The 25,982-nt window shown below is 65.7% G+C and carries 22 protein-coding genes and 1 pseudogene; 12 read left to right on the top strand and 11 right to left on the bottom strand.

What is annotated here, in order from left to right:
- Positions 1-916: 916 nt before the first annotated feature.
- Positions 917-2,203, bottom strand: coding sequence for a serine/threonine-protein kinase (locus OG741_RS21840; protein ID WP_405600364.1), 1,287 nt, complete (start codon positions 2,201-2,203; stop codon positions 917-919).
- A 442-nt stretch (positions 2,204-2,645) separates the two neighbouring features.
- Complete coding sequence (locus OG741_RS21835; RefSeq protein ID WP_405600362.1) at positions 2,646-3,875, bottom strand: TIR domain-containing protein; 1,230 nt, start codon at positions 3,873-3,875, stop codon at positions 2,646-2,648.
- 1,126 nt (positions 3,876-5,001) lie between these two features.
- Here OG741_RS21835 and OG741_RS21830 point away from each other — a divergent pair.
- On the top strand, positions 5,002-5,985 hold the full coding sequence (locus tag OG741_RS21830) for a hypothetical protein (protein ID WP_405600360.1): 984 nt from the start codon (positions 5,002-5,004) through the stop codon (positions 5,983-5,985).
- A gap of 452 nt (positions 5,986-6,437) precedes the next feature.
- On the opposite strand, the gene OG741_RS21825 is transcribed toward OG741_RS21830, so the two are convergent.
- Positions 6,438-7,490 carry an HNH endonuclease gene (locus OG741_RS21825; RefSeq protein ID WP_405600359.1) on the bottom strand — a complete coding sequence of 351 codons (1,053 nt, stop codon included), beginning with the start codon at positions 7,488-7,490 and terminating at the stop codon, positions 6,438-6,440.
- A 281-nt stretch (positions 7,491-7,771) separates the two neighbouring features.
- Here OG741_RS21825 and OG741_RS21820 point away from each other — a divergent pair, with 281 nt between their 5' ends.
- The 3 genes and pseudogenes from OG741_RS21820 (at position 7,772) to OG741_RS21810 (ending at position 9,720) form a co-directional block, all read left to right on the top strand.
- Positions 7,772-9,385: a hypothetical protein gene (locus tag OG741_RS21820; protein ID WP_405600356.1), complete on the top strand. Its 1,614-nt coding sequence runs from the start codon at positions 7,772-7,774 to the stop codon at positions 9,383-9,385.
- Positions 9,386-9,493: 108 nt separating this feature from the next.
- Positions 9,494-9,559, top strand: a pseudogene (locus OG741_RS21815) (WD40 repeat domain-containing protein); the annotation flags it as partial.
- Positions 9,559-9,720: a WD40 repeat domain-containing protein gene (locus tag OG741_RS21810; RefSeq protein WP_405600353.1), complete on the top strand. Its 162-nt coding sequence runs from the start codon at positions 9,559-9,561 to the stop codon at positions 9,718-9,720. The pseudogene OG741_RS21815 and the gene OG741_RS21810, both read left to right, overlap by 1 nt.
- 369 nt (positions 9,721-10,089) lie before the next feature.
- Here OG741_RS21810 and OG741_RS21805 read toward each other — a convergent pair whose 3' ends face one another.
- The 3 genes from OG741_RS21805 to OG741_RS21795 are packed head-to-tail and all read right to left on the bottom strand — an operon-like array spanning position 10,090 to position 14,087.
- Positions 10,090-11,934: a DEAD/DEAH box helicase gene (locus OG741_RS21805; protein WP_405600350.1), complete on the bottom strand. Its 1,845-nt coding sequence runs from the start codon at positions 11,932-11,934 to the stop codon at positions 10,090-10,092.
- Positions 11,935-13,350, bottom strand: coding sequence for a transcriptional regulator (locus OG741_RS21800; RefSeq protein ID WP_405600348.1), 1,416 nt, complete (start codon positions 13,348-13,350; stop codon positions 11,935-11,937).
- A 59-nt stretch (positions 13,351-13,409) separates the two neighbouring features.
- Positions 13,410-14,087, bottom strand: a complete 678-nt coding sequence (locus OG741_RS21795) for a hypothetical protein (protein WP_405600346.1) — start codon at positions 14,085-14,087, stop codon at positions 13,410-13,412.
- Between the two features lie 265 nt (positions 14,088-14,352).
- On the opposite strand from OG741_RS21795, the gene OG741_RS21790 reads away from it, so the two are divergent.
- Positions 14,353-15,066, top strand: a complete 714-nt coding sequence (locus OG741_RS21790) for a hypothetical protein (RefSeq protein WP_405600344.1) — start codon at positions 14,353-14,355, stop codon at positions 15,064-15,066.
- Between the two features lie 210 nt (positions 15,067-15,276).
- Complete coding sequence (locus tag OG741_RS21785; protein WP_405600342.1) at positions 15,277-15,507, top strand: hypothetical protein; 231 nt, start codon at positions 15,277-15,279, stop codon at positions 15,505-15,507.
- 405 nt (positions 15,508-15,912) lie between these two features.
- Here OG741_RS21785 and OG741_RS21780 read toward each other — a convergent pair whose 3' ends face one another.
- Positions 15,913-16,137, bottom strand: coding sequence for a hypothetical protein (locus OG741_RS21780; RefSeq protein ID WP_405605703.1), 225 nt, complete (start codon positions 16,135-16,137; stop codon positions 15,913-15,915).
- 497 nt (positions 16,138-16,634) lie between these two features.
- The gene (locus OG741_RS21775; protein WP_405600340.1) at positions 16,635-17,081 is read right to left on the bottom strand and encodes a hypothetical protein; all 447 of its coding nucleotides are present in this window, start codon (positions 17,079-17,081) and stop codon (positions 16,635-16,637) included.
- Between the two features lie 228 nt (positions 17,082-17,309).
- Here OG741_RS21775 and OG741_RS21770 point away from each other — a divergent pair, with 228 nt between their 5' ends.
- From OG741_RS21770 to OG741_RS21755, 4 genes are all read left to right on the top strand, one after another.
- A complete protein-coding gene (locus OG741_RS21770; protein WP_405600338.1) occupies positions 17,310-17,840 on the top strand; it encodes a potassium channel family protein in 531 nt (176 codons plus the stop codon).
- Between the two features lie 42 nt (positions 17,841-17,882).
- A complete protein-coding gene (locus OG741_RS21765) occupies positions 17,883-19,094 on the top strand; it encodes a cation:proton antiporter (RefSeq protein WP_405600336.1) in 1,212 nt (403 codons plus the stop codon).
- Positions 19,095-19,214: 120 nt separating this feature from the next.
- Positions 19,215-19,790 (top strand): TerD family protein, encoded by a 576-nt coding sequence (locus OG741_RS21760; RefSeq protein WP_266479937.1) that lies wholly within the window; start codon positions 19,215-19,217, stop codon positions 19,788-19,790.
- Positions 19,791-19,998: 208 nt separating this feature from the next.
- A complete protein-coding gene (locus OG741_RS21755) occupies positions 19,999-20,697 on the top strand; it encodes a 4'-phosphopantetheinyl transferase family protein (RefSeq protein WP_405600334.1) in 699 nt (232 codons plus the stop codon).
- Here the strand turns inward: OG741_RS21755 and OG741_RS21750 are convergent.
- A complete protein-coding gene (locus OG741_RS21750; RefSeq protein WP_405600333.1) occupies positions 20,691-21,083 on the bottom strand; it encodes a nuclear transport factor 2 family protein in 393 nt (130 codons plus the stop codon). The two genes, OG741_RS21755 and OG741_RS21750, sit on opposite strands and share 7 nt — an antisense overlap.
- Before the next feature lie 43 nt (positions 21,084-21,126).
- The gene (locus OG741_RS21745) at positions 21,127-21,954 is read right to left on the bottom strand and encodes a class I SAM-dependent methyltransferase (RefSeq protein WP_405600331.1); all 828 of its coding nucleotides are present in this window, start codon (positions 21,952-21,954) and stop codon (positions 21,127-21,129) included.
- 70 nt (positions 21,955-22,024) lie between these two features.
- Between OG741_RS21745 and OG741_RS21740 the strand changes: the two genes are divergently transcribed.
- Together OG741_RS21740 and OG741_RS21735 are read left to right on the top strand one after the other, a co-directional pair.
- Positions 22,025-23,866, top strand: coding sequence for a prolyl oligopeptidase family serine peptidase (locus OG741_RS21740; protein ID WP_405600329.1), 1,842 nt, complete (start codon positions 22,025-22,027; stop codon positions 23,864-23,866).
- Positions 23,867-23,966: 100 nt separating this feature from the next.
- On the top strand, positions 23,967-24,722 hold the full coding sequence (locus tag OG741_RS21735) for an SURF1 family protein (RefSeq protein ID WP_405600327.1): 756 nt from the start codon (positions 23,967-23,969) through the stop codon (positions 24,720-24,722).
- A 145-nt stretch (positions 24,723-24,867) separates the two neighbouring features.
- Here OG741_RS21735 and OG741_RS21730 read toward each other — a convergent pair whose 3' ends face one another.
- On the bottom strand, positions 24,868-25,911 hold the full coding sequence (locus tag OG741_RS21730) for a hypothetical protein (protein ID WP_405600325.1): 1,044 nt from the start codon (positions 25,909-25,911) through the stop codon (positions 24,868-24,870).
- Positions 25,912-25,982 lie beyond the last annotated feature (71 nt).

Here is a 25,982-nt window from a genome sequence, read left to right as displayed (position 1 = left end):
GCCACTGCCTCACCGTTCACGCACGGTCGGCCGGGTCCGACGCGGGGCAGCCGTATCGTCCTCGCCGGATAGCGGAACGGCGCCGCACAGCAACCAATTACATCCCGATCAGCCCTGAAGATCATTGCGGGACAAGCCTTAGGGAGCTCCCTGACACTGTCGCTCAGTCTCAACCGCAGTCTCATTCGTGGAAGTTCGCGCTCGTTCAAGGCCATGCCAGCGGAAGGCGACACGCAGGATCTGAACGGGTCTGAACTACCAGGAACGGGGACCAGCAGAGTTGGAAAGCGTGCACACCGAAAGCGCGCCCGATGTACTGACCCGCGTGCGCGTGGCGCTCTGATGCCGCCCGGCCATGCGCCCTGCCCCGTATCTGCGACGTCGCACACGCTGGATGCCGGAACATCAGGCGGACTACCGGGGTGGACAGTGGGTGAGTGGAACCAAGGAAAGTGTGGTTGGCCGACAGAGGCCGGGGGGCGCTGTCGGAACAAGACGATGAAGGGCACGTCGCGCTGCTACCGCCATCAAGGTGAGTGGACCAAACGCGGCCAGGCCGAATCGAAGAAGAGGGCGGTCAAGCGTCGCAGGAAGTGAGCCCTTCCTGCCCGAGCAGGGGCGGCGGTTCAGAGAGGGAGCCGACTTCGGCATCATCGAGTGGGCGTCACTCCTTGCCTTCCCGGGCACGCGTCGTATGCGCGGGTTTCTGTTTTCGGGGCGCTGTGGCCATCCTGCGGCCAAGGACGCCCACCCGGGGTGCTGGTGGCTGGCGAACATCCAGGTCAGAGCAGGTCCGCTCCGGTGGCGGCGCCCTCCCTCAGCGCTTCGCCCGGTCGCGCAAGCGGCTTGACGTCGTCATTGAGACTCCCACCCAAAGCCACTACGCCGACCGTGCGGGAAACTCTCCGGAACCCAGTCAGATCTCCGGCAACTCCCTTCGAATAGCGTCCGGAATGGCGAACTTTCCCAAGTAGTAAGCCATAAACCGAGCTCCCTGAGGATCCCCACGCAATAGATCCGCCACAAACTGCACCTCGTGGGGGGCTGTCAACCTGCGAACTATCGATGCAAACACGTCGCCAATGTAGAAGCGGTTGTGCTCGACCCCCAGCCGAAAGATTCTCTTCAAGACCACTTGCCGAAGAACGACGTCGCCAGTGGAATGCAACACATTGCGGAAAAAATTCGCAAGTTCGTCAGTATAGCTGAAGGGATGACCACCCTCGGCGTACCCATCAAACACTCGAACAACCTGAGAGAAGACCGAAAAATCTTCCGCCGCCATAGCGTTGATCAACTCGGCCGGAAGGCTAGGCAGGAACTCTTTGAAAAAAACCTCATCGTCGGACCTATCCGAGAGGAAGCGCAAAAGTTCGGGAATGGAACCAGCTATTCCCTCAATGGCTCTTTCTCGCAATTCTTGCGCTCGCTCCGTCGGAGCGGCCAATTCATCGCTTGGAGCAGTCGCCAGCTCCAACGCTCGGCGCAGGTCAGCTACAGACTGAAAGCGATCTTCAGGCTCTTCCGCAATACACTTGGTGATTACATAGCGGAAGCCCGAAGGGATTTTCGCCACCCTGACTCGCGGATACGGAACCTCGCCCACGATGCAATAGTAGAGGATCTGGCCGATCGCGAAAATATCAGCCGTTACAGTGACATTATGCGGGTCGTCGAACTGCTCCGGCGCCATATACGGCAAGGACCCAAACAGCGTCTCCTGCCGGGTTATCGTCAAGCTGTTCGAGTTGACATCCTTACAGAGCCCAAAGTCGGAAACTACCCAACGATTGTCAAGAAGCAATATGTTTTCAGGCTTTAGATCCCTGTGAATTATTCCTTCAGCGTGAGCATAGGCGAGTGCGTTCAACACCTCTATAATCATCTCTACGGCCTCAGCCCACTCCAGGCAGCGCGCATGCAAAAGCTCTTGCAATGAATAACTCGCAAGCGGCATGACGTAGAATGGGTTATCTGCTTGCAAGTTCATCGCAATGATCGGCATGACGCCCGGGTGGCGAAGCGTGCTCTGGCATCGCATCTCTCGCACAAAGCGCGCTCGGTTTTCCTCGCCTGGAGAAAGATCTGTCGACTCTAGCGGGAATTTCATTGCGACAAGGCGTCCCGTTTCGAGGTACTTCGCCTTCCAAACGGTCGCCTGCCCGCCCTCGCGGATCTTTTCGATCTTGCTGAACTTGGCCAAGACTCTTCGCCACCCCCGGTGCCGGCATGAAGGTCATCGCATCGTACTCGGACCAGGGCACCAGTGGGTCAACATCTCCTAGCGTCCAATGCCCCGCCACATCCACCACTTGGGCTGATCCTGGAAGGTGTACGTCTTGCTGCGACAGGAGCAGTGCTTCGGCTGCGTACGGGCTATGTGAGCCACGCATGAGCCTCAGGTGCGACAGCTGTCGCCCTTGACGTCGCACTGACACACTTATTCCCCCCATTACAGAGAGGAGGGAAAGTGCGCCTCGGCAGCACCACCAAGGAAGCTGAGAACTTCTTGGCTTAGGCACCACGGCCATCATCTACCGGACTTCTGCCCCGGAACGACTGGGCGACACGATGCGCCACATAGCCCTTCCTGGCACTGCAATGCTACGTCTCATCGGGCACGCTGGCACTACGGCAAGTCTGGATCACCCAAATTTTCCCTCGCGCATCCAGTCGTGCGCCTGATCATCGACGGTGAGTCCTGCGTTCCGCAAAGCGTTGCGCAGTGTGACACGTGAGTTGATCCCGCCATCGAACCTCACTGCATGACGGCCAGAGTCATCCGAAAATTTTCTAACGTTGCCCACCTCTACTAGGACTGTACGGTCCCTATTCAGGGCGTCTGCAATGCCCGCCTCATAGTAGACGTTGGGTCGAGATTGTTGCCCCTTTTGGTGACCGTTTGGACCGCCCGCTAGATCTGATCGCAGCTTGACATCTTCGTCCGCAGTAAAGAGGACAACCACGGCATTCGAAAGCCGCATCCCTTCAAGTACTATGTCCCCCACGTAGGGCGACCCTTTCTTGAGGCTCGCCTTTGCGTCCTCCCAGTCAACGATTTTCAAACCTAGCGCACGCAAGAGGCTCCGCATCTCCTGTGCCGTTCCCTCGTCCTGGCCATGCACGAGGAAAACACTTCGGGAGTCTTGTGCAGAATGCAGCGTCTCGGGCATGTTCACCTTCTCCTTTTTTCTTTTTCCGGCATAGGCGGATACGTCAATACTTGGAGGGAATTCGAGATTAGAGAGACTCTCGAGAAGATTTGCCACCTCGATAATCTTCCTTCGGAGACCTTTGCTCTCGGTAGAAACACTCAAGGCCCGAAGGCTGATGATCCTATTTAGATAGTGGCGCGAAAAGGGCTTCAGCATTGCTGCCATATATGGGTACTGGGAGTACCCAAAGGACTCCTCTGCCAACAGATGGCCGCACGTGAGGTTGATATAGTCGCCGAACTGCTCAGTCCTCGGGTTCAGTCGGCCGGACTGGACGAGAGGCAGAACAACAGCCAAGCCCATCAAATCACCATGAAGATGGGACAAGAAAACGCGTAGACGACGGATTTCGTCACGATGTTCCCGCTCGATTCCGCGTATCTCCCAGACGGAGAATCTGCTCGCATGCAATGGGATGAACCTGCACTCTGCAGCAAGTCCGATCCCAACTGTCTCTACAAGAGTCAATGCATCGGCTGGCTGAATCCACCACGGTTTGGGAGTGAACCCCGGAACGTTAGAGCGCGTTGTGAAGTCGAGGAGGCTGGTCGCAAAATCATGGGCAAAGAGTCCGAGAGGCACATCCTCTTGACTCCGCCGAAGGTGTACGTTGAGGCCAAGGGCAGCCTCTACTGCACGCTTGGTGTATTCCTCAGGCATCTCAAACGAGGCCCAGCTTGGCGGACACTGAAAGCCGAATTCTAGCCGCACCAAGACGCGGTTGTGGCAGTACATTCTCACAAATGCTGATCGAAGCCCGCCACGTTGCGTTCTTACCAATATATTCCGGCTAGCGTCGGCATAGAAATCCTCACTGGGCCACGTTGACGGGTTTCCGCTCAATCGTTTACGCACCGGCCCAACCCGACGTACAAAGTCGGATCGGGATCCATTAGGGTGCCTCTTTGGGAATACTCTCGTCGGTGTAGGCCAGTCCGGTGAGCGTACCCGGTGGGTATCTCCCTCAAGGAGGGTTCGCAGATCGACGAATGGATACTGTACGACCAGCAGCATGATCCAACCCTAAGTCGCACGTATGGATCCTGCATCTTGATAAGCTTGCGCTTCTTGCGAAATCAACTGCTTCCCGTTGCTCGCCGACTTCGCGGAGCTGTATGGCACCCTGCCCTTCGCCAACCTCCAAATCCTGAAACCATGGAGCCCGTGCCACATCAAGTGGCGCACAGTGGCGGCTGCACCAGATGCGCACCAGATAAGACAGGGATCACCGGTCAACCACAGGCACGACGACGGGCTACTCCCTGGCTGTTCCTGCAGGCCAGAAGGCCTTTCAGCGCAGAACCACTCGTGATTCCCAAGCTCAGCGGCCTGGATGGGTCAGTACGGTCGAGGGATCTTGTGCGCGTCAAGCGCAGCGGAGCAGCGCGTCGAGGTCGGCCAACAGAAGGCCGGCGGTCTCCTGGGCACCGGCCCCGTCGCCCTGGTCGAGGGCTTCCACCACCTCGGTAACGTCGCTGCGGAGGATGGCAGGGCACAATTGCGCCTACCCGTACCGGCTGGCGACAGCGCACAGCCAACCTGCATGGCGAAGTCGTGTTCGGCGTCGACTACAGGGTGTGCCGCCGCCAGTCGTTGGAGCTTGGCTCCAGGCGAAGGGCGGGCACGCGCAGGCGGCTGCGGCGCGGGCGGCGACTGGCGCCGAGCCGCTGCGGCCTTGCGCGTGAGTGACGAGCGTCACTTCAATCATCCCAAGATTTTTTGTCGGTCCTGGCTCATGCCGCGCCTAGAGGTAGGAAGCCTCTTCTGAGACCAGCAAGGAGTCCACATGATTGCCTTCGGGAGCCTTCGCCAAGACCAGCCAAACTCCACCCCGTGCGATGGCTTGTGCCTTGACCCTCAAACGCTCTTGAACTCGGGCTGGCTAACGCCTGGCCGTAGCCGCCTCTGCACACGCCACGTCGATGCGCTGCAGCACCGTCTCGTACCCGACATCGATGATGTTGTATCTGGATTCACTCACCTTTCGCCCAAGATGGTGCGCGGAGAGCTGCAAGGGGTGGACTTTCGCGAGGCCATCCGCTTCGGTGTCATCCACCTCGTTCTGCCTCGGGAAGTGGTGATGCAGCACTTGCCAACTGCCCCCAGCCCTGCGAGTTCAGCCGGCTTGCTTCTAATGCTTGCCCGGTGCTGGCGGACTCTGCCTTCTGTGCCGGTTCGCGCAGCGATCCTGGCTGCGCTGAGTGCACGTAACGCGGCAATCGATGGCGACGTGGATCAGGTGGACGCCTTCGCTCGCACTTGGCTCGGCCTGCGCAACCCAGAGGCGTGGCGCGAGGCTGTAGAGATGGCGCTGCTGGGCGACTGGGTTGAGGTTCTCCGCCAGGGAGCAGCTAGCGACATGGTCCTGGCTCAGATTCTGCGCCACCAAATGGCGATCGAGCACCGGCACTTGCAGCCACTGTGGGAGCGCAGAGTACGGGGCAAGCGCATCCTGCTGCTTAGTCAGGAGGTTGGCGCCAGCCTGTCTCTGGAGGATCTGCTAGTTGACCGTCAAACTCCCGAGACTCAGGCATTCCGCACCGGACTGGGCGACACTCGAATTGCCGCAGTTCTGCATGGTCTGCACGGTGACGAAACAGTGGTCGCTCGCCAGTGGGCGCAGTCGCGGGACACCTGGGCTGCTGCCGCATCTGCGGCAGGCCTGCCAGCTGCACACGGTGAACGCGTGCGCCGTAAGCTCAAGCGGCTCGGGGATAGGCACACTGCACGCCGCTCGGCTGCCGCTGAAACTGCGGCGGCGAGGTCGTGAGCGTTCTCATGGCTGCACTGCCAGAGTTTCTCGGCAGCCTAGGGTCCGCCCTGGTCGTCGCTTTCGTCAGCAGAGGGCTTCACCGGTTGAGGGTGCGGCCAGTCCGATCGACAGCGTCAAACCGCGACGACGGCAACGTCCTCGGACCCGGCTCTCCTGAGCCGTGACCCACCTGGAAGCGCGGGGAGAAACCTGGGAGAAATCTTCTCCCAGACTCGTCCGTGAGCCAAGTCAGACCAACTTAGCCCAAGGCTCTGACCTGCACATACCCTGGCCGCGTTAGGTGGGGATCTTGCCCTGAGCTTATTCGGGACGAAGGTCGCCGAAAGCTGCGTTCGGCCAACCTGCGGCCAGGATTCAACTATGGAAGCCCGTCCGGGCTCGTACGTGCACGTCACAAGCTTGAAGGCATGCTGCACGGGCCGGTCTTGAAAACCGGCGCGGACATGGAGCTAGTGCCTGTCGGCTCCCGCGACCGCCTGCCGAGGCCTTGGCAGTACTGCCCCATCGTGCCTGTTCTGCTGCTCAATCAGCGTGCGAAGATCGGCCGGCGTGGGCCACGGGGCGCTGCGGTGGATCATGCGATGGCAGTTGGAGCAGATGAGCGCGAGGTCTGAGAGCTTCGTCGTGCCCTCACCAGCCTCGTGTAGCGGGACAACGTGGTGGCACTCGATGTACCCCTCGCCTCGCTCGCCGTAGACCGCGCCGAAGTCGAAGCCGCATGCCTCGCAGTCCAAAGTCCCGCCGCTCTTCAGCACAGCAGCGATCTTCTTCTTTCGCAGGCCCTTGTTGCGCTCCCGCGTGCGGTGGCGCCGATACAGCACTCTGCCCTCGGGTGCGCTGGCCTCGTCTTCGGCATCATCGTCATCGTCGGCCAGGACGGGCTTCAAGGTGCCGTGCGTCAAGCCCTCGCGCAGCAGTGCCGCGGCCTGAGCCATCTCAGTCGGCCGGTCCAGGAAATCGCGCAGTACATCCCGGTCCAGCTGGCCACCCTTGGTCTGCTTCTTCTCGTAGTCCGGGTGGTGGGTGGCGATATCGAAAGTCTTGCGCGCGGCACCATTGCGGTTGCGGTAGGTGCTGGCGCGCTCCTCATCTGGGTAGGCGGCCAGCAGTTGCAGGAAGTCGGAGAGCTCTGCGATGCGCGGGTCCTCTGCGTCGAGGCCGTTCCACGCGTTCCGGGCGACGACGTCACAAGCCAGGATGATTTCGTCGCGCGTCCACTTCGGGTTGCGTGACGCCCCGATGGTGAATCCTTCGCGCTTGAGCCAGTCCACAGCGTGGCCCACGCCGCCGCTGAATTCCAGGCGTGTGAGCGGCCGACCGTGCTGGTGCTTGTGGGCGACACCGGCAACGGCCTTGGAGTCGTACTCCTTGCCGTCGTGAACGATGAGGTAGGTACTCGCCTCGCCGTAGCCGTAGGCGCCGAGAAACGCGTCACGTCCCAAGTGGTCATACTCCTCAAGCGTCTTGAGGATGTCGTCCCGCGTGATCGCTCCCTTTTCCATGAGCGGGAGTGTAGGTGCGAGGTAAGACAACGACTGAGCCTCCGCTACGGGCCGGGGGCCTGGGCCACATGTGGGCCGTCAACGATCTCCCCGCGCGCGCCCAGCGATCACCAATGCACGGCCGCGGGCGAGGCCGGCGGCCGCGAAGACCCGGTCGCTGGAGCTCGGCGGACGTCTCGCGGACGACAAAGTGAGCAGCCGGATGTGTACGGAGATCAGCGAGTCTTGTCACTCTGCGTGTATATTGTGATGCTTTCACTCAAAATGGAAGGGCAGGCGACGTGAGCGAAGTGATCTGGCCTTCGGATCCCAGAGCGTTTGAGAAGGGCATCGCGGTCCTGCTCAGCCTGATGCACGGCGACGTCCAGCGGATTGACGGCTCTGGGGGCGATAGGGGTCGAGACGCCCAGTTCATCGACAACGACGGCCTACATGTCTTTGAGATGAAGTCCTTCAGAGGACGGATGACCCCCTCGCGCAAGAGTCAGGTGGCGGATTCCCTGGAGACGGCAGCTGCACTGAGTCCCGTCAGCTGGGACCTGATTGTCCCCATCGACCCGACGCCCGGCGAGCTGAATTGGTTCGAGGATCTGTGCGGGCGCTACCCGTTCAAGATGACGTGGCGGGGTGCTGCTTGGATCGAGGCCCGACTAGCCGAGCATCCGCAGGTCCGCAGGTTCTACTTCGGCGACGCGATGGCCGAGACGAGCGAATTGTTGCGGCAGTTGCTCCGGGAACAGGGACCGGTCGGTGACGTCGGTGATGCCCTGGACCGGATGCGGGGCATGTGCGTGCGGCTGAACGAGCTGGAGCCTCATTACACCTTCAGGATGACGGCAGGTCCCGGGCTGGACAGCATGGTGGAGATGTTGCCGGCCTATCCCGGGGCGGTGCGGGACAGACCGATGGGGTTTTGGCTGGCCTTCGCCGAGAGTCCGGAGGCTCAGGTTGCTGCGCAGGCCTGGGAGCAGGCCATAGCATTCGGTGATCCGGTTGAGATCTCAGGCGAGCATCTCACCGACTTTCAGGTCAGCGGGCCCACGGTCCTGGGCCTTCCGCGAGGACTGCCGGATCCTGGGATGACGCTACGGGTTGCGGCTCATACGGTTCCGGCAGATCACGCGGCGCAGTTGGTTGTTGAGAACGGCCACGGGCGCCGCGTTGCGGTGCTCGGGGTGCGCATGACATCGCTGCGGGCGGGGACTCACGGTGGCGTGCTGAGCGGTACCGACGCCACCGGGTCGTTTCAATGCCGTCTGCGGATGGATCACAGCACCGGCAGATTGCGGGTGGAGTTGGAACTTGAAGTCGCCGACCGGCTTCGCCCCGTCGCCCGGCTGGAGGTCGTACGTTTCGCCTCCGCCCTACTTCCTCACCACACCATGCGTGTAATGCTGGGCGGGCAACCGCTCACGGACCCCAAGCCCGTCCCCGTGCTGCCCGGAATGAACCAGGAAGCGGCGGATGCCATGATCGAGCTGCTGGAGCAGCTGGTCACTGTCGAACACCTGGCCGTGACCGCCTTCGAACTGCCCAGCCAAATCCCGGCACACGACAAAGCGGCCATCCGTACCGCCCATGCCCTCCTCACAGGGCGTACGGCGGAACTCGACAGCACGGCGACTGCAATCTTCGAGACCGCGGACTCGACGGAAATCCGCGAACTAGTCGCTAATCACGGCCGAGTTCAAGTATCGGGAGTCGAAGACGACTACAGCGTGGCAATCCTCGGTCAGAGCATCGTTGTCGGTACTGTCACTGTGGAGACGCCACCTCTGCAGATCACGGGGGCCGACCCCGTCGACACTGGGCTGAGGGTGTCTGCACGAACCGCTCCTGACCACGCGGGCGAGCGCATCCGCGTCACCCCACACCGGCCCACGAGCCGCTCATAAGTCAGTCCACCGCAAGTAGTTAGCTTCGACCTCACGGGCCTCAATTAGCCCCCTGCTCTCCTCGGGAAGAGGTTCGTCGCGCGCACAGGCGCCCAAACAGTCCAAAGCGTGATCGCGTTCTCGCCCGACGGCAACGTCTTCGCCACGGCCGGAGACGACCGAACTGCGCGGCTGTGGGACCCGGCCACGGTCGGCCCGTCGGTGAACCCCTCACCGGCCATCGAGACGCGGTATGGGACGCCGCGTTCTCCCCCGACGGCTCCCTCCTCGCTACGGCCGGCGGCACCCACACGATCCGGCCGTGGACGACTCCCGTACCACAGCGCAATCGGTAATCTCGTCTTCCCAGGTCAGGTGCCTCCGCCGCCGTACACCGGACCGGGGAGTGCGGACGCCCCTGACGATCCGCTGGCCCTGCTGTGCAGCCACGATGGTCGGCGGTCTCAATGGCGCCTCGATCCGGGACAGTCCACCGTCGTCCATCGGAGTCCGAGATCCCCTCTGAACAGCGGTGCCAGCCGCGTGGCGGACGAGGGTGGACGCCCGCGGATTATGATCGGACAACTCGTAATGCGTAGCTGGTCGGCTAGCGGTTCTGGCCACGCTGGCCATAGCCAAGCGTGCAGCGAAGCTGACGTGGGCACCATGCACGCCATGGCCATAGATAGGCGGGCGCCACCGAGGCGCTGCTGCAAGACGGGCCTCTATGAGTCGATGTCTAGCCGAGGCTGGGCCACCCCTGTGCCGAGGTACTCCAGAAGTGCTCGCACGTCGGCAGCGTCCATACCCGCGGCAAGCGGCACCTCTTCTTCGGGATCGCCGAGCTGCTGTACCTCCGGGTCATCGAGAATTCGCCCCATGAAGTCCAGCTTCTCCGCCAGCCGAAGGGCGACCACGTCATCGACACTCCCCTCGGCCGCGAGCACTGTGACCCGCGTCTGCGTGCCCGGATCGAGGCCGAGGCGGTGGATGCGGTCCAGACTCTGCAGGAACCGGCCAGCCTGGAAGTCACGATCGACGTAAACCGCGTCATGACAGACCTGGTGGAGGCTGATGCCCTCGCCAAGGGTCGCCGGATTTGAGATCAGGACCGCGCAGTCCGCATCTTCCCGGAATCGGCGGAGCTCAGCTTCCCGATCGGGTGTTCCACCGTGCACAGCCGCCGGCTGAAACGCGGCCAGTAGAGCTTGGAGTGAAGTGATGCTGCGGACGAAACTCGTCCACACCAGGGTCTTGCGTCCAGCGGCGGCGTTGGCAGAAACGATAGAGAGAGCCTCTTGGTACTTGGGCGGCAGCTCGTAGTCAGGGAGCTGCCGGAGGAGCATGGTGAGCGAGTCTCCTTCGGCCGCCTCCAGCGGTGGGACGCGGAAGTGCAGCGGCTCGTGGCGTGTTGAGCCCGCCACGAGCAGGGCCGGACTGGTCGCTGCCATCAGCAGGCGCAGCGCCGTCTTGCCGAGCGCCTCGAAGTCAGTCCTGTCGGCCATCGCCCTGGCCGAGAACTGTCCCATGAGCGCGTCATAGATTTCACGGTGCAGCGGCGGCATCGGAATGCGGCGCACCCGCGTCTCCACCGGGGGGAGTCCCAGCTCATCCTTGGTCGTCCGCGTATACAGCGGGCGCAGCACCTGGCTGGCATGGGCGAGATCACCGCCATCGACAGCCTGTGTCACCACACGCCGCCCGAGTCCCGGCCAGACGAAGGAAAATAGGTTCTCCAGGTCCCTGGCGCCATTGGGCGCAGGGGTGCCGCTAAGAATCATCCGGACTCGGCTGAGGGGGCCCAGTGCCATGCATGCGGCACCGTACACTCCAGCGCCACCGAGCTTCATTCGGTGTGCCTCATCGAGGATGAGCATCACCGGAGCCGCCTTCAACCATTGGGACAGCCCTGCCAGAGCCCGGTCCAAGCGCTCGTAGTTGACGAGGAGGATGTCCGCCGAGGCCGGCACCGACTTGCCAAGCACCTGCACGTCGAGCGGAGCGGAGAAACACTGCTTAGCCTCCTCCTGCCACGCCTCGTAGGCGGACTTGGGACTCACCACGAGCATGCGAACCACCGCTCCGCGCCGGCGGAGCGCAGAGAAGGCAGCGAGGGAGACACGGGTCTTACCGGCGCCCGGCACACTGAAGTTGGCTCCGTGGCCGACCGAAAGCAGTCGGGCTATGTCGCGGAACTGGAACGGAGTGAGAGGGCCGGTCCAGTCGTCACCCAGCAGGGCCGGAACCGACTCCGGCTCGACGGTGTCCTCGTCGGGCGAGCCGCTGAGGAGCCTGTCAGCCGTGTCAGCCGTGTCGAGCATCTCGGTGACCAAGAGGCGGAAGCCCTCTTCCCAGATGACGCTGTCCGGCCGGGGCCAGGTCCCGAGAGCGCTGAGGCTGGCGAGGAAGCTGTCGATAGGGACAGCCGCCGAGAGCCTGTCGGTCATACGACCGCTGGGGAAACTGGCGACCAACTGCCCGAGCGCGCCGCGGCACTCAGGCACGGTACGCAGCGCAGCCTGCGTACGGGTGACGTCGAAGCCGATGGTCAGACTGGGCTCGTCGGCCACTTAACGCGCCTTCCCGAACGTCTCAAGGAGCCAAGTCACACCGTCTCCGGGGTGCTGCACAGTTCGCCTGGTCTCGATAGCAAGCTTCTCCAGCTTCTGCCTCAGGTCAGCGACGGCGTCGTCGAACGACTCCTCATCCAGGCTTCGCTGCGCGCGGGACATGACCAAATCGGTGACGCACTGCTCGATGTCGCGGCCGGCGTCGGCAAGGCGGGCAGGTGCTGCCTGCTTGCGCTTCTTGATACGCGCGTCACGGCCGACGTTGGCGATGGCCTCATCCATCGCCGCACGCAGCCGCCTGATCTCGTTTTGGGCCTGCGCCGCAGCCTCCGGCGGGGCCGCGCTGCCCGGTTGGCTGACAGCTCGTGCGTGCAGGACGGAATCCGTCAGTGCCTTGGCCGCGCTAAGGGGGGCGGACGGACCCTTCACCGCACGCCCCAAGCCAGGGATGGCCACAGCCGCAGAAGTCTCAGCTGGAGCTTCGCTGGCTGGCAACTTCTTGGAGAGGTACAGGCCAGCGAAGTCGTGATCGATGAAGCGGACGTCGGTCTTGGCGAAGCCCAAGAGCATGGCCGCCAGCCGGTTCTCCAGCAGCAGTTCGGCCTTCTCGGGGTTCACCGCGTACTGCTTGGCGTAGGCACGCTGAAGTTCGCGGAACTTCTCAGCATGATCCTCGAAAGCCACCAATGACAGCTGCTCGCCTGCCGTCTCGCTCCGTTCGATGAGTGACTGGATGCAGGCGAGCACCCACTGGTCCTGCCGGCAGCGCTCCGCGGTCGTACGGAAGGTAGCCGCGATAACGGCGAGTGGCGTGCCTTGATCCACTAGCTCCTGAACAGCGAGCAACCGGTTGATGTAGGAGTAATCCCGCCGGTGCTCCTTGCGCAGCTGGAGCGACAGTTCGATCGCGGCAATGTCCTGCCAGTCGCAGGAAGGCGGGAGAACGGCTACACGCATGGCGTGGCTAGGGCCGTAAAGCTGCATCAGAGCAGCACGCCGGGTATTGCCGTTGACGAGGATGCCTTCGTGAGTAATCAGCCCGGGATCAGTCTGCCCGTACTCCTTCAGGCTCGCTGTCAGCTCGTCGAACTCAGGGTCAGTCCGGGCCGGGTCTGCCGGGAGCACTTGCAGGAGGCGGTCCAGGTATGCCTGGCTGCCACTGCTCCAGGGGTCGTCCGCGAGCGCTTCCGCCTGCTTCGGGTCGTGGCCGGCCTGCGCGCGGATGCGGTGGGTTGCCGGGTTGTAGTAGAGGTTGCCCACCGGCATCTGGATGACCTCCAGGTGCTCCGCGCCTCCCCTCCACTCGACAGTGAAGGTCTCGCGGGGGCCGCCGCCGGCCGCGATCTCCTCCACCCGGGACCGGACGAGGGCGCGGTTCTCCTCGGCACCCGGCGGCAGACCGTAGCCCTTGGCCATGTACTCGCTCCTGCTTCCGTGCTCGTTCTTACGAAGGTTGTTCCGTGCTACCGGGATACTCAGTCGAGTCCCAGCTCCGCCCGGAACTGCGTCCGTGACTCTTCAGGCAGAGAGCGGTAGTCACTCCAGATCCGCTCCAGGCGGCTGAACTCCCGCCGGTCGGCCGCCACCCAGTCGGACAGTACGCCGCGCTCGGCCGAGTCGAGGGCAGCGGCTGCCGTGAGCACCTTGTCCAGATCCGCCGCGAGCGACCTGCCTCCCACCCGGCACCGCTTGCACTCGGTGACCAGCTCCGTGGCCTTGGTACCGTCCGGCTTCACTACTTCCCTGCGCGCGATGTCGAGCTGGGCTGCCTCGTAGGTGCCGGCGTAGGTCTCGCCGGGGGCGATACCGCAGGAGCGGCACATGTACCCGTCCCTAGCCAGCACCTCACGCCGGCGCGCTGCGCCGATCGCGATCGTGCCTGCCTTGCGGGTCGCGCGACCCGGCTCCCAGACGGGGTCGCCAGGCTTCACGAAGCGCTGCTCGTGAGAGTCCAATCCCGCGTCCTCCCTGTTGGTGTCGATGCGCCAACCGAAATCCCGGAGGTCTCGCATGCGGCGGTCAACTTGGGACACCCCGGGGAAGGCGGCTCGCAGCTCCTCCTTAGTAAAGGTGCTGCCTTCGCCCACATCGGAGACCAGCCACAGGGCCACGCGCTTCATCGTTCCGAGGCCGGCATCCTGCCAGGACGGCATGACATCTCCATTCGCGGGGCCTCCCGGCGGGAGGCCCTGGGTGGCACTGGTGAGCAGCGGACTGTGGACATTCATAACTAGCACGACCCCACGCCCTTATTCCAGCGGTTATCAATCTTTACTCGAACGAGGAAAGAGAAGGACTCTATAAAGACCGTTTTGGCATTATTTGTCGGCATTAAAGGCGGCAAATCGCTTCGTGGAAAGTAGTCAGAGAAAAGCGCGGAACCGTGCGCCGCCGAGCCGGTGAGTGGCTAGGCTTCAGGTGATCACCGGTTCTCCATGGGCAATCTCGGGCAAGCGGAAGGGTTCGTTTGGCATGCCATCACTTGGATCGATTAGCACTACCTGTGCACCCGAGGCCACGGAAGAGGTCCAGGCATTTGCCAACGCCCTCAAGCGCCTCATCCACCACGTCCGCCCTGGTGACACGATGGCACTGAAGGCGAAGGCGCTGCACGTCTCACCGCCACTCCTCTCCCACTGGCTCAACGGGCGGCGGCTTCCGCGTCCGGCGGCCATCGAGGAGCTGTCCGGGTTGGCGCTGGGAGGGGTGACAGGTGATCGGGATAATGCCGCACTGACCCACGAGTTCACAGCACTTGAGTCACTCCTCCATGCCGCGCGGCGGTCGATCTGCCGCCGATGCGCGAGTAGCTGCACCTGCAACGAGACGGGAGGCGAGGGGGACCGGCGCAACAGTTCCTGCACTGCCCCTGCCGACAAGGGGGACCGGCGCAACAGAGCGGCGCCGCCGAACCCGGATTTACCCGCACACCTGGCGACGATGACTGAGGCCGACCGCGTGACTCATCTGCAGGACCTGGGGACGGCACTGAGCGAAGGAGATGTCGGCGTATATGCCGATATCCTCGCGCGCGCAGGAATGAAGACCGAAATGGAAATTCTGATCCGTTCAGCGGAATCAGCCGGGAAGGACTCGACGGAAATTGCAATCACCCTCGGCGGACTCCGCTAACATCTTGAATGATTGACTCTCACCCGAATCACGAACAGGGAACACATGTGTCCAGTGACAGGTACGAGGGGTTCTCCCGCCCCCTTTATAGCTACTGCCGCGCACCCCCGGCAGTGCAGGGAAGGCTCGGCCTGAAGGGTCTGGAAACCACGACCGAGACCTCCCCTGCCGGAACGCCCGTTAGATCGATGACCAACTAGGAGTTCCAACGTGAATAGTAAGGCCCTCCTGGCCCGGCTGGCCAGGAAGATCAAGGCTGTCTGCCGGCGGCTCCGCGCTGCCGCCGACGGCGCGGGACGCGCCGGTCTCCTGTGGGAGAAGACGCGTCGCCGACTCCGCTTCCTCCGCTGGACTCTGGTGATCCAGATCTTCAAGGGAGCCGCCTTCGCCGGCGGCGGCATCATCATCCAGGTCCTGGCTACTCGGCTCCTCAATCGCTGAGGCCGATTCCCTGGCTGCCGCCCGCCCTGCCGCGGAGAGCCGAGGACAGCCGACCGGTCGCCGTGTGGGCGACGGCAAGCTGGACAACCAAGCGGGTGCGGTGGCTGACCGTCCAGCAGCACCTCGTCGGGGAGCTGCTGGACGATACGCGAACCTGGGAGAAATCTGGGAGAAGATCTTCTCCCGACGTTGTCCGGGTCCTCGCTTAGACCAACGCATACCAAGGTCGTGACCTGCGCACATATGACCCACACCAAGTCTGGGTCTGGCCCGGACCTTATTCGGGACGAAGAGGTCGTGGGTTCAAATCCCGCCACCCCGACACAGGTCAGAGGCCCATTCGCATGATCGCGAATGGGCCTTCTGCGTGCCCTGGGGGCCAAACAGGGGGCCAAAGGAAATGGATCAGGCCCCGAGCGGGTCCGTCTCGTCATAGTCGGCGAAGATCTCGTCCATCGCTTCGCCTCCCTCCGTGATCACGGGACGGAGTTGCTTGCGGTAGACGGCTTCCGTGGCGGCCTGGCTGCTGTGAACGACCAAGGGCGCGATCCGCTCCAGCGTGATCCCGTGATCGGAGAGCAGGGACACGAAGCTGTGTCGGAGCTCCCGCGGTGTCCACTCCGGCTTCAGCCCCGCCTTTATGACGATGGCCTTGAAGTCTCGTCGGATGTTGGCAGCACCGAGCGGTTAGACACGGCCGGTTGGGCTCCAGTCCTTGCCCGATCCTGCTTTGCCACCTCGGGTGTTCTTCGAGCACGTCGACCACCTGCTTCGGCAGCGCGATGGTCCGTCGGCTCTTCCTGGTCTTGGTGTCGCCATGCTTGCGTACCGAGCGCCACACAGCGACGTGAGCCGGGCCGGCCTGTGTCGAGAGGTAGACGTGATCCCATGTGAGGGGCCATGCCTCCCCTGCGCGAACGCCGCTGAGGAGCGAGAGCACGAGGTAGGCGTACAGCCGCGATCCACGAGCCGTCACCCGCCTCCCGGTCACCAGCGCCGTGCTCTCCTTCCTGCTGCTCGGCACTGACGCGGCCGACCAGATGCCGCTGGTCATCGTCTGCTCGGTTCTCGGCTTCGTCGTCTCCGAACTCCTCGAAGGGGAGCGGAAGTAGGGCGCGACGGACTGATCAGGCCCTGCGTGGCGCGTCGCTGCGGTACACCGCCAGCGCCCAGATGATGAACACGTCGATAGCGATCATGACCACCGACCAGATCGGCGAGTACGGCAGGAACATGAACTCGGCGATGAGGCTGAGCGAGGCCAGGCAGATACCCAGCACCCGCGCCCAGGTGGCGGCCTTGAACAGGCCCCCGGCGGTGATCGCGAGGCAGGCGCCGATGATCAGGTGGATCCAGCCCCAGCCGGTCAGGTTGATGCGGTAGACGTAGTTGCCGACCCGGCCGTACACATCGTCCTCGATGATCGCGGCGATGCCCTGGAGCACGCCGAGCACTCCGATGCACAGCATCAGCACGGCGGCGAAGGCGAGACCGCCGGTCACCCACGGGCTGTTCGGTTCTCCTGGCTGCGGCCCCTTGTACGTCGGTGTTCCTATCGGCTGGTCCTGACTCATGGCGTGGTCCTCCGGTCGGTCCCGTACGCCGGCCGCGTCGGGACTTCGAGCGTCTGCCCGGGCCCACCCCGCCGCCATACGGGAACGCCCGTCCGGGTGATTCGGGCGCAGGTCGCTCATGCGCGAAGTGCACCGTTCGGCCGCTGTCGGGTGGCGGCGGATCGCCGGGGCGGACGATCGTGGTGGGGGCGTGCTTCGGCGGGACGCGACCTCGGGCGGGAGGCTCACGTGGTGCACCGCACAACCGATCCTGGCCCGGTACGGGTCTTGGGGCCACCCCTGTGTCTCGTAGTCGCCACGACCGTCGCGTACTTCCTGCTCCCCCTCGACAAGTTCGGACCGCACCGGCCCCTGCTGAGCTGGACGATCTTCTTCGTGGGGCTCGCCGTCGTCACGTACCTGCTGCTGCGTCAGATCATGAACGCGTACGTCGACAAGCCGGGCACCCACCCCGTCATCGTCATTCCCGTCCTGATGTTCCTGGCGGTCCTGCTCTTCTCCGGGACGTACTACGCACTCGCCAAGGACCCGAACGCGTTCACGGGACTGAAGACACGCCTCGACGCCCTGTACTTCACCGTCGTCACGCTGGCGACCGTCGGCTACGGGGACGTGGTGCCGGTGAGCCAGACCGCACGGCTGGTGACCATGTTTCAGATCCTCTACAGCTTCGTCGTCCTGACCGCCGCCGCGACCGCGGTGACGCGCCGGGTGCGCAGGAGAGCCGGGGAGCGGCTCGGGCGGGACGATCTGACCTGACAGGTCCGTCCGACCTGTCCGGCCTGATGCTACATACGAGCCATGTCGCATCACGGGACACTCATCCTGATCATGGCGATCGCCGTCGTCGCACCCCTGCTGGCGTACGGTGTCGCCCGCTGGGCCCCCGTCCCCCTGGTGATCTTCGAGATCCTGCTCGGCATCGCGGTCGGACCCGACGCACTGGGCTGGGCCTCCCACAGCCAGTTCATCGACACCCTCTCCAATCTCGGCCTGTCCATGCTGATCTTCCTCGCCGGGTACGAGATCGACTTCAGCAGCGTGCGCGGCGACACGCTGCGCCGAGCGACCTGGGCATGGGCGGTCTCGCTCGCCCTCGGCCTGGGCATCGCGTTCGCGCTCACCGGTGGGCAGACCGGCACGAGCTTCGTCATCGGCACGGCGCTCACCAGTACCGCGCTGGGCACCGTCCTGCCGATCCTGCGCGACAGCGGCGACCTTCAAGGCCGCTTCGGGACCGTCATGCTGGCCTTCGGGGCGGTCGGTGAGTTCGGCCCCATCATCGCCATCACCCTCTTGCTGAGCGGCCGCAGTCCCGGGAAGTCCGCCGTCGTACTGTTCGTCTTCGCGGGCATCACCGCGGCGGCGATCTTCTGGGCGCTGCGGCCGCGACGGCCATGGTTCTCCCGGATCGTCGCCGGGACCCTGCACAGCAGCGGTCAGTTCGCCGTCCGCTTCGTCATGCTGCTGCTCGCCGCGATGCTGGCGCTCTCGAACGCCTTCGGCCTCGACACCCTGCTGGGCGCCTTCGCGGCAGGCATCCTCACCCGGCTTCTCCTGCAGGGCTCGGTGCCCGAGAGCAGTGCGGAGATCCTCGGGAAGATCGAGGCGATGGGCTTCGGCTTCCTGGTCCCGATCTTCTTCGTCGTCACGGGTATCGACTTCGACCTCTCCTCACTGCTGGAAGGTGGCGGCTCGCTGGCACTCCTGCCGGTCTTCCTGCTGCTGTTCCTGCTGGTGCGCGGGGCTCCGGTGTACGCGCTCGCCCCCCGCGACCTGGTACGCCGCGACCGCGCGGCCCTCATGCTCTACGGGTCCACCTGCCTGCCTCTCGTGGTCGCGATCACCACCATCGGGCTGGACGAGGACGTACTGGAGGCGGGCGAGGCGGCGGCGCTGGTCGGCGCGGCCATGGTGTCCATCCTTGTCTTCCCGCTGCTGGCGCTGAGGATCCGCAGCGGGAAGGGGGCCGCCCACAGGGCGGAGCGGGCCGAGGGCAGCGAAGCGTGGTGAGGGCCATCCGGACGATGACATCGGGTGTACGGGAACCAGAGAGGGGGACCGCTCGTTGCCCTCTTGGGCAAAGGAATCGTCAAGAGGCGCGGCCCGCGCCGGATTGCGCAGGGGATTTCCATGGGTGTCAGCCTTTCCAAGGGCGGCAATGTCTCGCTGACCAAGGAGGCCCCGGGACTGACCGCGGTCGTCGTGGGCCTCGGCTGGGACGTACGAAGCACCACCGGCACGGACTTCGACCTCGACGCCAGCGCCCTGCTGGTCGATGCCAACGGCAAGGTCGTGTCCGACCAGCACTTCGTGTTCTTCAACAACCTCAAGAGCCCGGACGGCTCCGTCGAGCACACCGGTGACAACCTCACGGGTGAGGGCGAGGGCGACGACGAGCAGATCAAGGTCAACCTCGCGGGCGTGCCGACCGAGGTCGACAAGATCGTCTTCCCGGTCTCGATCCACGAGGGCGAGAGCCGCCAGCAGTCCTTCGGCCAGGTGCGCAACGCCTTCATCCGCGTCGTCAACCAGGCCGGCGGCGCCGAGCTCGCGCGCTACGACCTGAGCGAGGACGCCTCGACCGAGACCGCGATGGTCTTCGGTGAGCTGTACCGCAATGCCGCGGAGTGGAAGTTCCGCGCGGTCGGCCAGGGGTACGCCTCGGGTCTGCGGGGTATCGCTCAGGACTTCGGCGTCAACATCTGAGCCGCGTAAGCCTGTTCACCTGCTCAAGGGCCTGATCCTCGGCGACGTATGCGGCGCGGGTCGGGCCCTTGGCGCGCCACCGGTCCGTCTGCCGCTTCAGCCGGCGTACGCGTTCCCGTACGGTCGACTCTGGAGTCGGCCACTTCAACGCAACATCCGGCCCGTTGATCATGGTGACGGCTTAGAACCACAGGCGGAGGACCACAGCATGCCGACCGACATCCCCCTCGGCCGCGAGGCCCGGACGCTGCCGGGCGTGGATCTGCTGTGGTCCGGGCGGGTCCCCGACCACGTCGCCGATGTCCTCGCCCAGCGCCACATCCTCGACAGCGACGAGTCCACGCGCTTGGCCGCCTTCGTGCGCGACGCCGACCGCGACTCCTACGCCGTGGCGCACGTGATGCTGCGCCGGTTGCTGGGTGAGCGGCTGGGACAGGCCCCCGAAGCCGTGACACTCTCGCGCGAGCCGTGTGCCCACTGCGGCGGCCCGCACGGGCGGCCCGTCGTCCCCGGCAGCCCCGTGCATTTCTCGCTCTCGCACACCAGTGGCCTGGTGATGATCGCCCTCGCAACGGCATCCGTCGGCATCGATGTCGAAGCCGTCCCCGGCGACCCCGGCATCGTCGCCGATGTCGCCGCGCAGCTGCACCCGGAGGAGCGTGCACACCTCGCGGCGCTGCCCATGGAGGACCGCGCCGTCGCCTTCGCCCGCTGCTGGACCCGTAAGGAGGCTCTGCTGAAGGCGACCGGAGTCGGCCTGAACGAGGGCCTTGCCCTCACCCATGTCGGGGCCGGGCCCCAACCGGCCGTGAACGCGGACTGGTTGCTGGCCGACCTGCCCGCGGATCCCGGCTACACGGCGGCCGTCGCCGTACGCCGCACCACATCCGCGCCCGCTTCTCAGTAGCGCTCGACCAGGTGCTCGCGGCCCGGCGGTGGTTCGTACGCCTCGGGCCAGAAGTCCGTGACGGTCGTGATCCGGCCCTCCTCGTCGCCGGTGAAGAAGGTGACCGCGTACATCTCCTCGAGGCCCACGGTGACGTGGATCCAGGTGACGGCCTGGTCGGAGTCGGCCACGATCCGCTGGATGCGCACGTGCCAGTCGCCCGGATACTCGCGGTTGAACCGGACGCACGCCTCCCTGCCGCGGATCTTCTCGCGGGTCTGTGGCAGGTCGTAGACCACGTCCTCGGCCAGCGTCGCGGCGAAGCCCGTCCAGTCGCGGGCTTCGGCCGAGGACCAGTACGTCTCAACTGTTGTGTGCAGCTCGGTCGCTGAGGTCGATCGGTTCATACGGCGAGTGTGCACCCGGCCACTGACAATCGGGTCTGGGTGATCACGTTCGCGAGGCCTTGAGCGAGTACATCAGCGGTATGCGGGGCCGGTCGGCCGGGAAGCGGTAGTAGCCGTCCTCGTGCCGCGTCAGGACGCCGAAGCGCTCGAACAGTGAGATGTCGTGCTCGTGCAGGAACTCCAGTCGCAGGCCCGCGGCGCTGAGCGCGGAGACGACCTCGCCGACCGGGTGCTGCCACTCGACGCTGCGGTTGTGGACGGTGGGCGCGTCGAAGTCGGCGTAGGTGCCGGGTGTCTGGTCGATCCAGGCGTCTCGCGCGAAGTAGTCGTGGACGATCCGCGAGCCCGACGCGTCGTCCAGGACATCGGTGAGCGGATGGAATTCGGCGAGATAGAGAAAGCCGCCGGGTGCGACGAGGGACGCTGCGGTCTCCGCCCAGCGCGTGATGTCGGGCAGCCAGTTCAGCGCACCGACGCCGGTGTAGACGATGTCGTACGAGGAGTCGGGGACGGCTTCGGCGGCGTCGTAGACATCGGCGGCGACGAACGCCGCACGATCCGGGCCGAGTCCGAGGTCTGCCGCGAGGCCGCGTGCCGTCTCGACGGCCGGCTCCGAGAAGTCCAGGCCGACGACCTGCGCGGCCCCGCGGCGTGCCCAGCACAGGGTGTCGAGGCCTATGTGGCACTGGAGGTGGAGGAGCGTACGGCCGGTCACGTCGCCGACCTCCGCCACCTCGAAGGCGCGCAGGACGTCCTTGCCCGAGCGGAAGGCGTCCAGGTCGTAGAAGTCGCTCGCCACATGGATGGGGACGCGTTCGTCCCAGCGGGAGCGGTTGGCCTCGCGCCAGTCCGAGGGGGTCGGGGAGTACATGCCGTCGAAGTTATCCACAGGCTGCGGACGACGCCAACGGATTGTCGGGGGTCCGGCGCAGAATGGGGTCATGACTGAGATCACTGACTCCACGCCGGACCTGCCGGGCACGCCGGAGCTGCCCGGCATGCCCGACTGGGAGAAGCGCTTCCGAGCGCCGCGCGTTTCCCTGCCCGACTGGGCGGAGGACGCACCGCACCGCGCGCTCTTCGTGTCGAACGCCACGGGGACGTACGAGCTGTACGCCTGGGACCGGGCGACCGGCGAGCAGCGGCAGGCGACGGACAGGCCGAACGGCACGACGGACGGGGTGCTCTCCCCCGACGGCACGTCGATCTGGTGGTTCTCGGACACCGACGGGGACGAGTTCGGCGTGTGGATGCGCCAGCCCTTCGGCGGCGGGGACGACGAGCCCGCCGTACCGGGCCTCGGCCCCTCGTACCCGGCGGGCCTGGCGATCGGCCGGGACGGCACTTCGGTGGTCGGCCGCTCGACCGACGAGGACGGCACGACCATTCACGTCGCGCGGAAGGACGCGGAGCCGGTCGAGATCTACCGGCACCGGGAGTCGGCGGGGGTCGGCGATCTGTCGCACGACGGGACACTGATCGCGATCGAGCACACCGAGCACGGGGACGCGATGCACTCGGCGCTGCGGGTGGTGCGCCTCGACGGCAGCCCGGTCGCCGAGCTGGACGACACAAAGGGGGGCACTGAGGAACTGGGGCTGGAGGTCCTCGGTTTTGCTCCGGTGGACGGGGACACCCGGCTGCTCATCGGGCATCAGCGGCGCGGCCGCTGGGAGCCGATGATCTGGGACGTCGCATCGGGCGCGGAGTCCGATCTGGCGATCGACCTGCCGGGCGATGTGAACGCCGAGTGGTATCCGGACGGCTCGGGGCTTCTGGTCGCGCACAGCTTCGAGGCGCGCGGAGAGCTGTGGCGGTACGACCTGGCGACACGGGAGCTGGTGCGGATCGAGACGCCGGCCGGTTCGGTCTCGGGTGCGACGGCCCGGCCGGACGGGGAGGTGGAGTATCTGTGGTCCTCGGCCGCGCTGCCGCCCCAGGTGCGCTCGACGTCGGGCGGTGTCGTGCTCGATCCCCCGGGCATGAAGGCGCCCGAGTCGGTGCCGGTGGAGGACGCCTGGGTGGAAGGGCCGGGCGGCCGTATCCACGCGCTGGTGCAGAGGCCGGCGGGTTCGAAGGGCCCGCTGCCGACCGTCTTCGAGATCCACGGCGGCCCGACCTGGCACGACAGCGACGCCTTCGCGGCGGGCCCGGCGGCCTGGATCGACCACGGTTACGCGGTCGTACGGGTCAACTACCGCGGCTCGACGGGGTACGGCAGGGAGTGGACGGATGCCCTCAAGCACCGGGTCGGGCTGATCGAGCTGGAGGACATCGCGGCGGTCCGGGAGTGGGCGGTCACCTCCGGGCTCGCGGATCCGCGGAAGCTGATCCTGGCGGGCGGCTCATGGGGCGGCTATCTGACCCTGCTCGGCCTGGGCACCCAGCCCGAGGCCTGGGCGCTGGGCCTGGCGGCGGTGCCGGTCGCGGACTACGTCACGGCGTACCACGACGAGATGGAGGCCCTGAAGGCGATGGACCGCACCCTGCTGGGCGGTACGCCGGAGGAGGTCCCGGAGCGGTTCGAGGCCTCCTCGCCACTGACGTATGTGGACGCGGTCCGTGCCCCGGTCTACATCTCGGCCGGCGTGAACGACCCGCGCTGCCCGATCCGCCAGGTCGAGAACTATGTGGACCGGCTGGCCGCGCGCGGCGCCGTGCACGAGGTGTACCGGTACGACGCGGGGCACGGCTCGCTGGTGGTGGAGGAGCGGATCAAGCAGGTGGGGCTGGAGATCGCGTTCGCGGCCGAGCACCTGGGGCAGCGGGTGGACCTGGGGTAGCGGAGACGGGGAGCGGACTCCGGGAACGGGGGAAGCGAGCCGAGGGGCGGGAACGGGGGGCGGGCCGAGGGACGGTCGGCACGTTCCGTACCGTGGGGGTGTGTACCGGTTCCTGCTGACGCCCCGCTGGTGGGGGATCAATATCTTCGTCGCGCTGGCGATCCCCTTCTGTGTCTTCATGGGCTCGTGGCAGCTCGGCAAGTTCGAGGACCGCGTCCACACGCATCAGCAGGCCAAGCAGAAGCCCACGCCGGATGAGCAGAAGGCCGCGCCTCTCGACGAGCTGCTGCCCGTCGACCAGGAGACGTCAGGGCGTCAGGTGACGGCCGACGGGCGGTACGGCACGCAGTTCCTGGTGCCGGACCGGGAGTTGGACGGTGAGCGCGGCTCGTATGTGCTGACGCTGCTCAAGACCGACGGCGGCAGGACCCTGCCGGTGGTCCGCGGCTGGCTGCGGCAGGGCGCGCCCGCCCCCGCGGCACCGGCGGGCCGGGTCACCGTGGCCGGCGCCCTGCAGGCCTCCGAGACCGCGGGCACCGACGGGGTGCACGCGGCGGGCGGGCTGCCGAGCGGGCATCTGGGGATGATCAGTGCGGCATCGCTGGTGAACCTCGTGCCGGACGACGTGTACGACGCGTGGGTCACCCTCACGGAGGCGGACAGCGGGCTGAAGCCGGTCCCGGCGTCCGTGCCTGAGGGCAGCGGGCTGGACCTGAAGGCGTTCCAGAACCTCGGCTACACCGGGGAGTGGTTCGTCTTCGCGGGATTCGTGCTCTTCATGTGGTTCCGGCTGCTGCGCCGCGAGGCGGAGGCGGAGCGGGACCGCGCGCTGGGCCTGGAGCCGGAGCCGGTATAAACAGGGCCGCGGCACCGGCCGCCCCTGCCCCGCGCATTCAGCCCGTCCGGCGTTGAGGACATGCGGCCGAAGGTCGCATACGGGGTCTGGAGCTTGCCCCGGTTACGGATGGCGGTTGAGCCCGCGCAGGCGCCGGACCCGCCGGTCACTGACCGCTCAGCACACCCGTGCGGTAGACCGTGCCCGAGCACGCGTTGGGGATCGTCGTCTCCGCGCTCGGCGCGCCCACCGCCGTGGTGTGGCTCACCGCGACGCTGCCGTCCGCCGTGCCGCCGCCCTCCGCGGGGACGAGCTGGGGCTGGTTGTTCTCCGAGGTCGTGCCCGTACCCGTACCGGTGCTCGTGCCCGACGAGCCGCCGTCCGACGGCGTGGGCTCGGGCGAACCTCCGGTGGTCGGGCAGCTGTCCTTCGGGACCCAGGCGAACTTCACCTCGTACGCCGTGTCCGGCTTCAGCAGCAGCGAGCCCGCCTCCAGCGAGGGGTCCGGCAGTCCGGTGGCCGCGTCGCCCGCCGTGTGTTCGACGACGGTGATCTTGGCGGCGTCGGCCGCGCCCAGCGCCTTGAAGCCGACCGTGCCGTCGCCGCTGACCGCGCAGTCGGCCTTGGAGACGTTGGTGACGCGGAAGGTGCCGTACACCTTGCCTTCGGCGTCCGGCGCCGCCTGTGCCGCGGTGACGCCGAGCTGGCCGGCCTCGCAGACCGGGGAGCTCGCGGGCGCGCTGACGGACGGGTTGACGACGCCGCCCACCGCGCCGTCCTTGGCGCCGGAGGGCTGCTGTCCCGGCGTCTGGGTCGCTCCGCCCTGGTTCTGCCCGGTGCCCCGGCCGCCGGCGGAGGGGCTGTTCGTTCCCGCCTCGCCGTCCTCGGCGCCGGTCTCGGACCCGGTGCCGCCCTGCGCCTGTTCGCCGTGTCCGGCGTTGACGGGGTTGGCGCTGTCGCTGCCGCTGGAGTTCGCCACATGCACGAAGGCGGGGACGGCGGTGCCGATCAGCATCACCGCGGCCGCCGCACCGACCAGCGCCTGCCTTTTGCGGGCGCGCCGCGCGGGTACCGCCCTTCGCAGGTGGTCAAGGGCTCCGTCGGAGGGCTCGAGGTCCTGCACGGCCCCTTGCAGCAGCCGCCGCAGGGCGACTTCGTCCCCGCCGAGGCCTCCGAGGCCACCCAGCTCATTTTCCGGCCCGTTGTTCACAATTCCGTTCCCAGTCCGGTCGTCAAACGGCCCGTCCGGCCCGTACCGCTCAAACCTGTGCCTGTGCCCGC

The sequence above is a fragment of the Streptomyces sp. NBC_01410 genome (genome assembly GCF_045040195.1).
In the GTDB taxonomy this organism is placed as follows: domain Bacteria; phylum Actinomycetota; class Actinomycetes; order Streptomycetales; family Streptomycetaceae; genus Streptomyces.
This window is presented reverse-complemented; position numbering and strand designations above follow the sequence as displayed.

What these genes read in the sequence shown, in the direction of transcription:
- OG741_RS21740 (WP_405600329.1), top strand. Translation starts at nt 22,025, where the DNA reads ATGACTGAGATCACTGACTCCACGCCGGACCTGCCGGGCACGCCGGAG.
- OG741_RS21745 (WP_405600331.1), bottom strand. Translation starts at nt 21,954, where the DNA reads ATGTACTCCCCGACCCCCTCGGACTGGCGCGAGGCCAACCGCTCCCGC.
- OG741_RS21760 (WP_266479937.1), top strand. Translation starts at nt 19,215, where the DNA reads ATGGGTGTCAGCCTTTCCAAGGGCGGCAATGTCTCGCTGACCAAGGAG.
- OG741_RS21775 (WP_405600340.1), bottom strand. Translation starts at nt 17,081, where the DNA reads ATGAGTCAGGACCAGCCGATAGGAACACCGACGTACAAGGGGCCGCAG.
- OG741_RS21755 (WP_405600334.1), top strand. Translation starts at nt 19,999, where the DNA reads ATGCCGACCGACATCCCCCTCGGCCGCGAGGCCCGGACGCTGCCGGGC.
- OG741_RS21800 (WP_405600348.1), bottom strand. Translation starts at nt 13,350, where the DNA reads ATGGCCAAGGGCTACGGTCTGCCGCCGGGTGCCGAGGAGAACCGCGCC.
- OG741_RS21825 (WP_405600359.1), bottom strand. Translation starts at nt 7,490, where the DNA reads ATGGAAAAGGGAGCGATCACGCGGGACGACATCCTCAAGACGCTTGAG.
- OG741_RS21830 (WP_405600360.1), top strand. Translation starts at nt 5,002, where the DNA reads ATGATTGCCTTCGGGAGCCTTCGCCAAGACCAGCCAAACTCCACCCCG.
- OG741_RS21750 (WP_405600333.1), bottom strand. Translation starts at nt 21,083, where the DNA reads ATGAACCGATCGACCTCAGCGACCGAGCTGCACACAACAGTTGAGACG.
- OG741_RS21765 (WP_405600336.1), top strand. Translation starts at nt 17,883, where the DNA reads ATGTCGCATCACGGGACACTCATCCTGATCATGGCGATCGCCGTCGTC.
- OG741_RS21835 (WP_405600362.1), bottom strand. Translation starts at nt 3,875, where the DNA reads ATGCCTGAGGAATACACCAAGCGTGCAGTAGAGGCTGCCCTTGGCCTC.
- OG741_RS21795 (WP_405600346.1), bottom strand. Translation starts at nt 14,087, where the DNA reads ATGCCGTCCTGGCAGGATGCCGGCCTCGGAACGATGAAGCGCGTGGCC.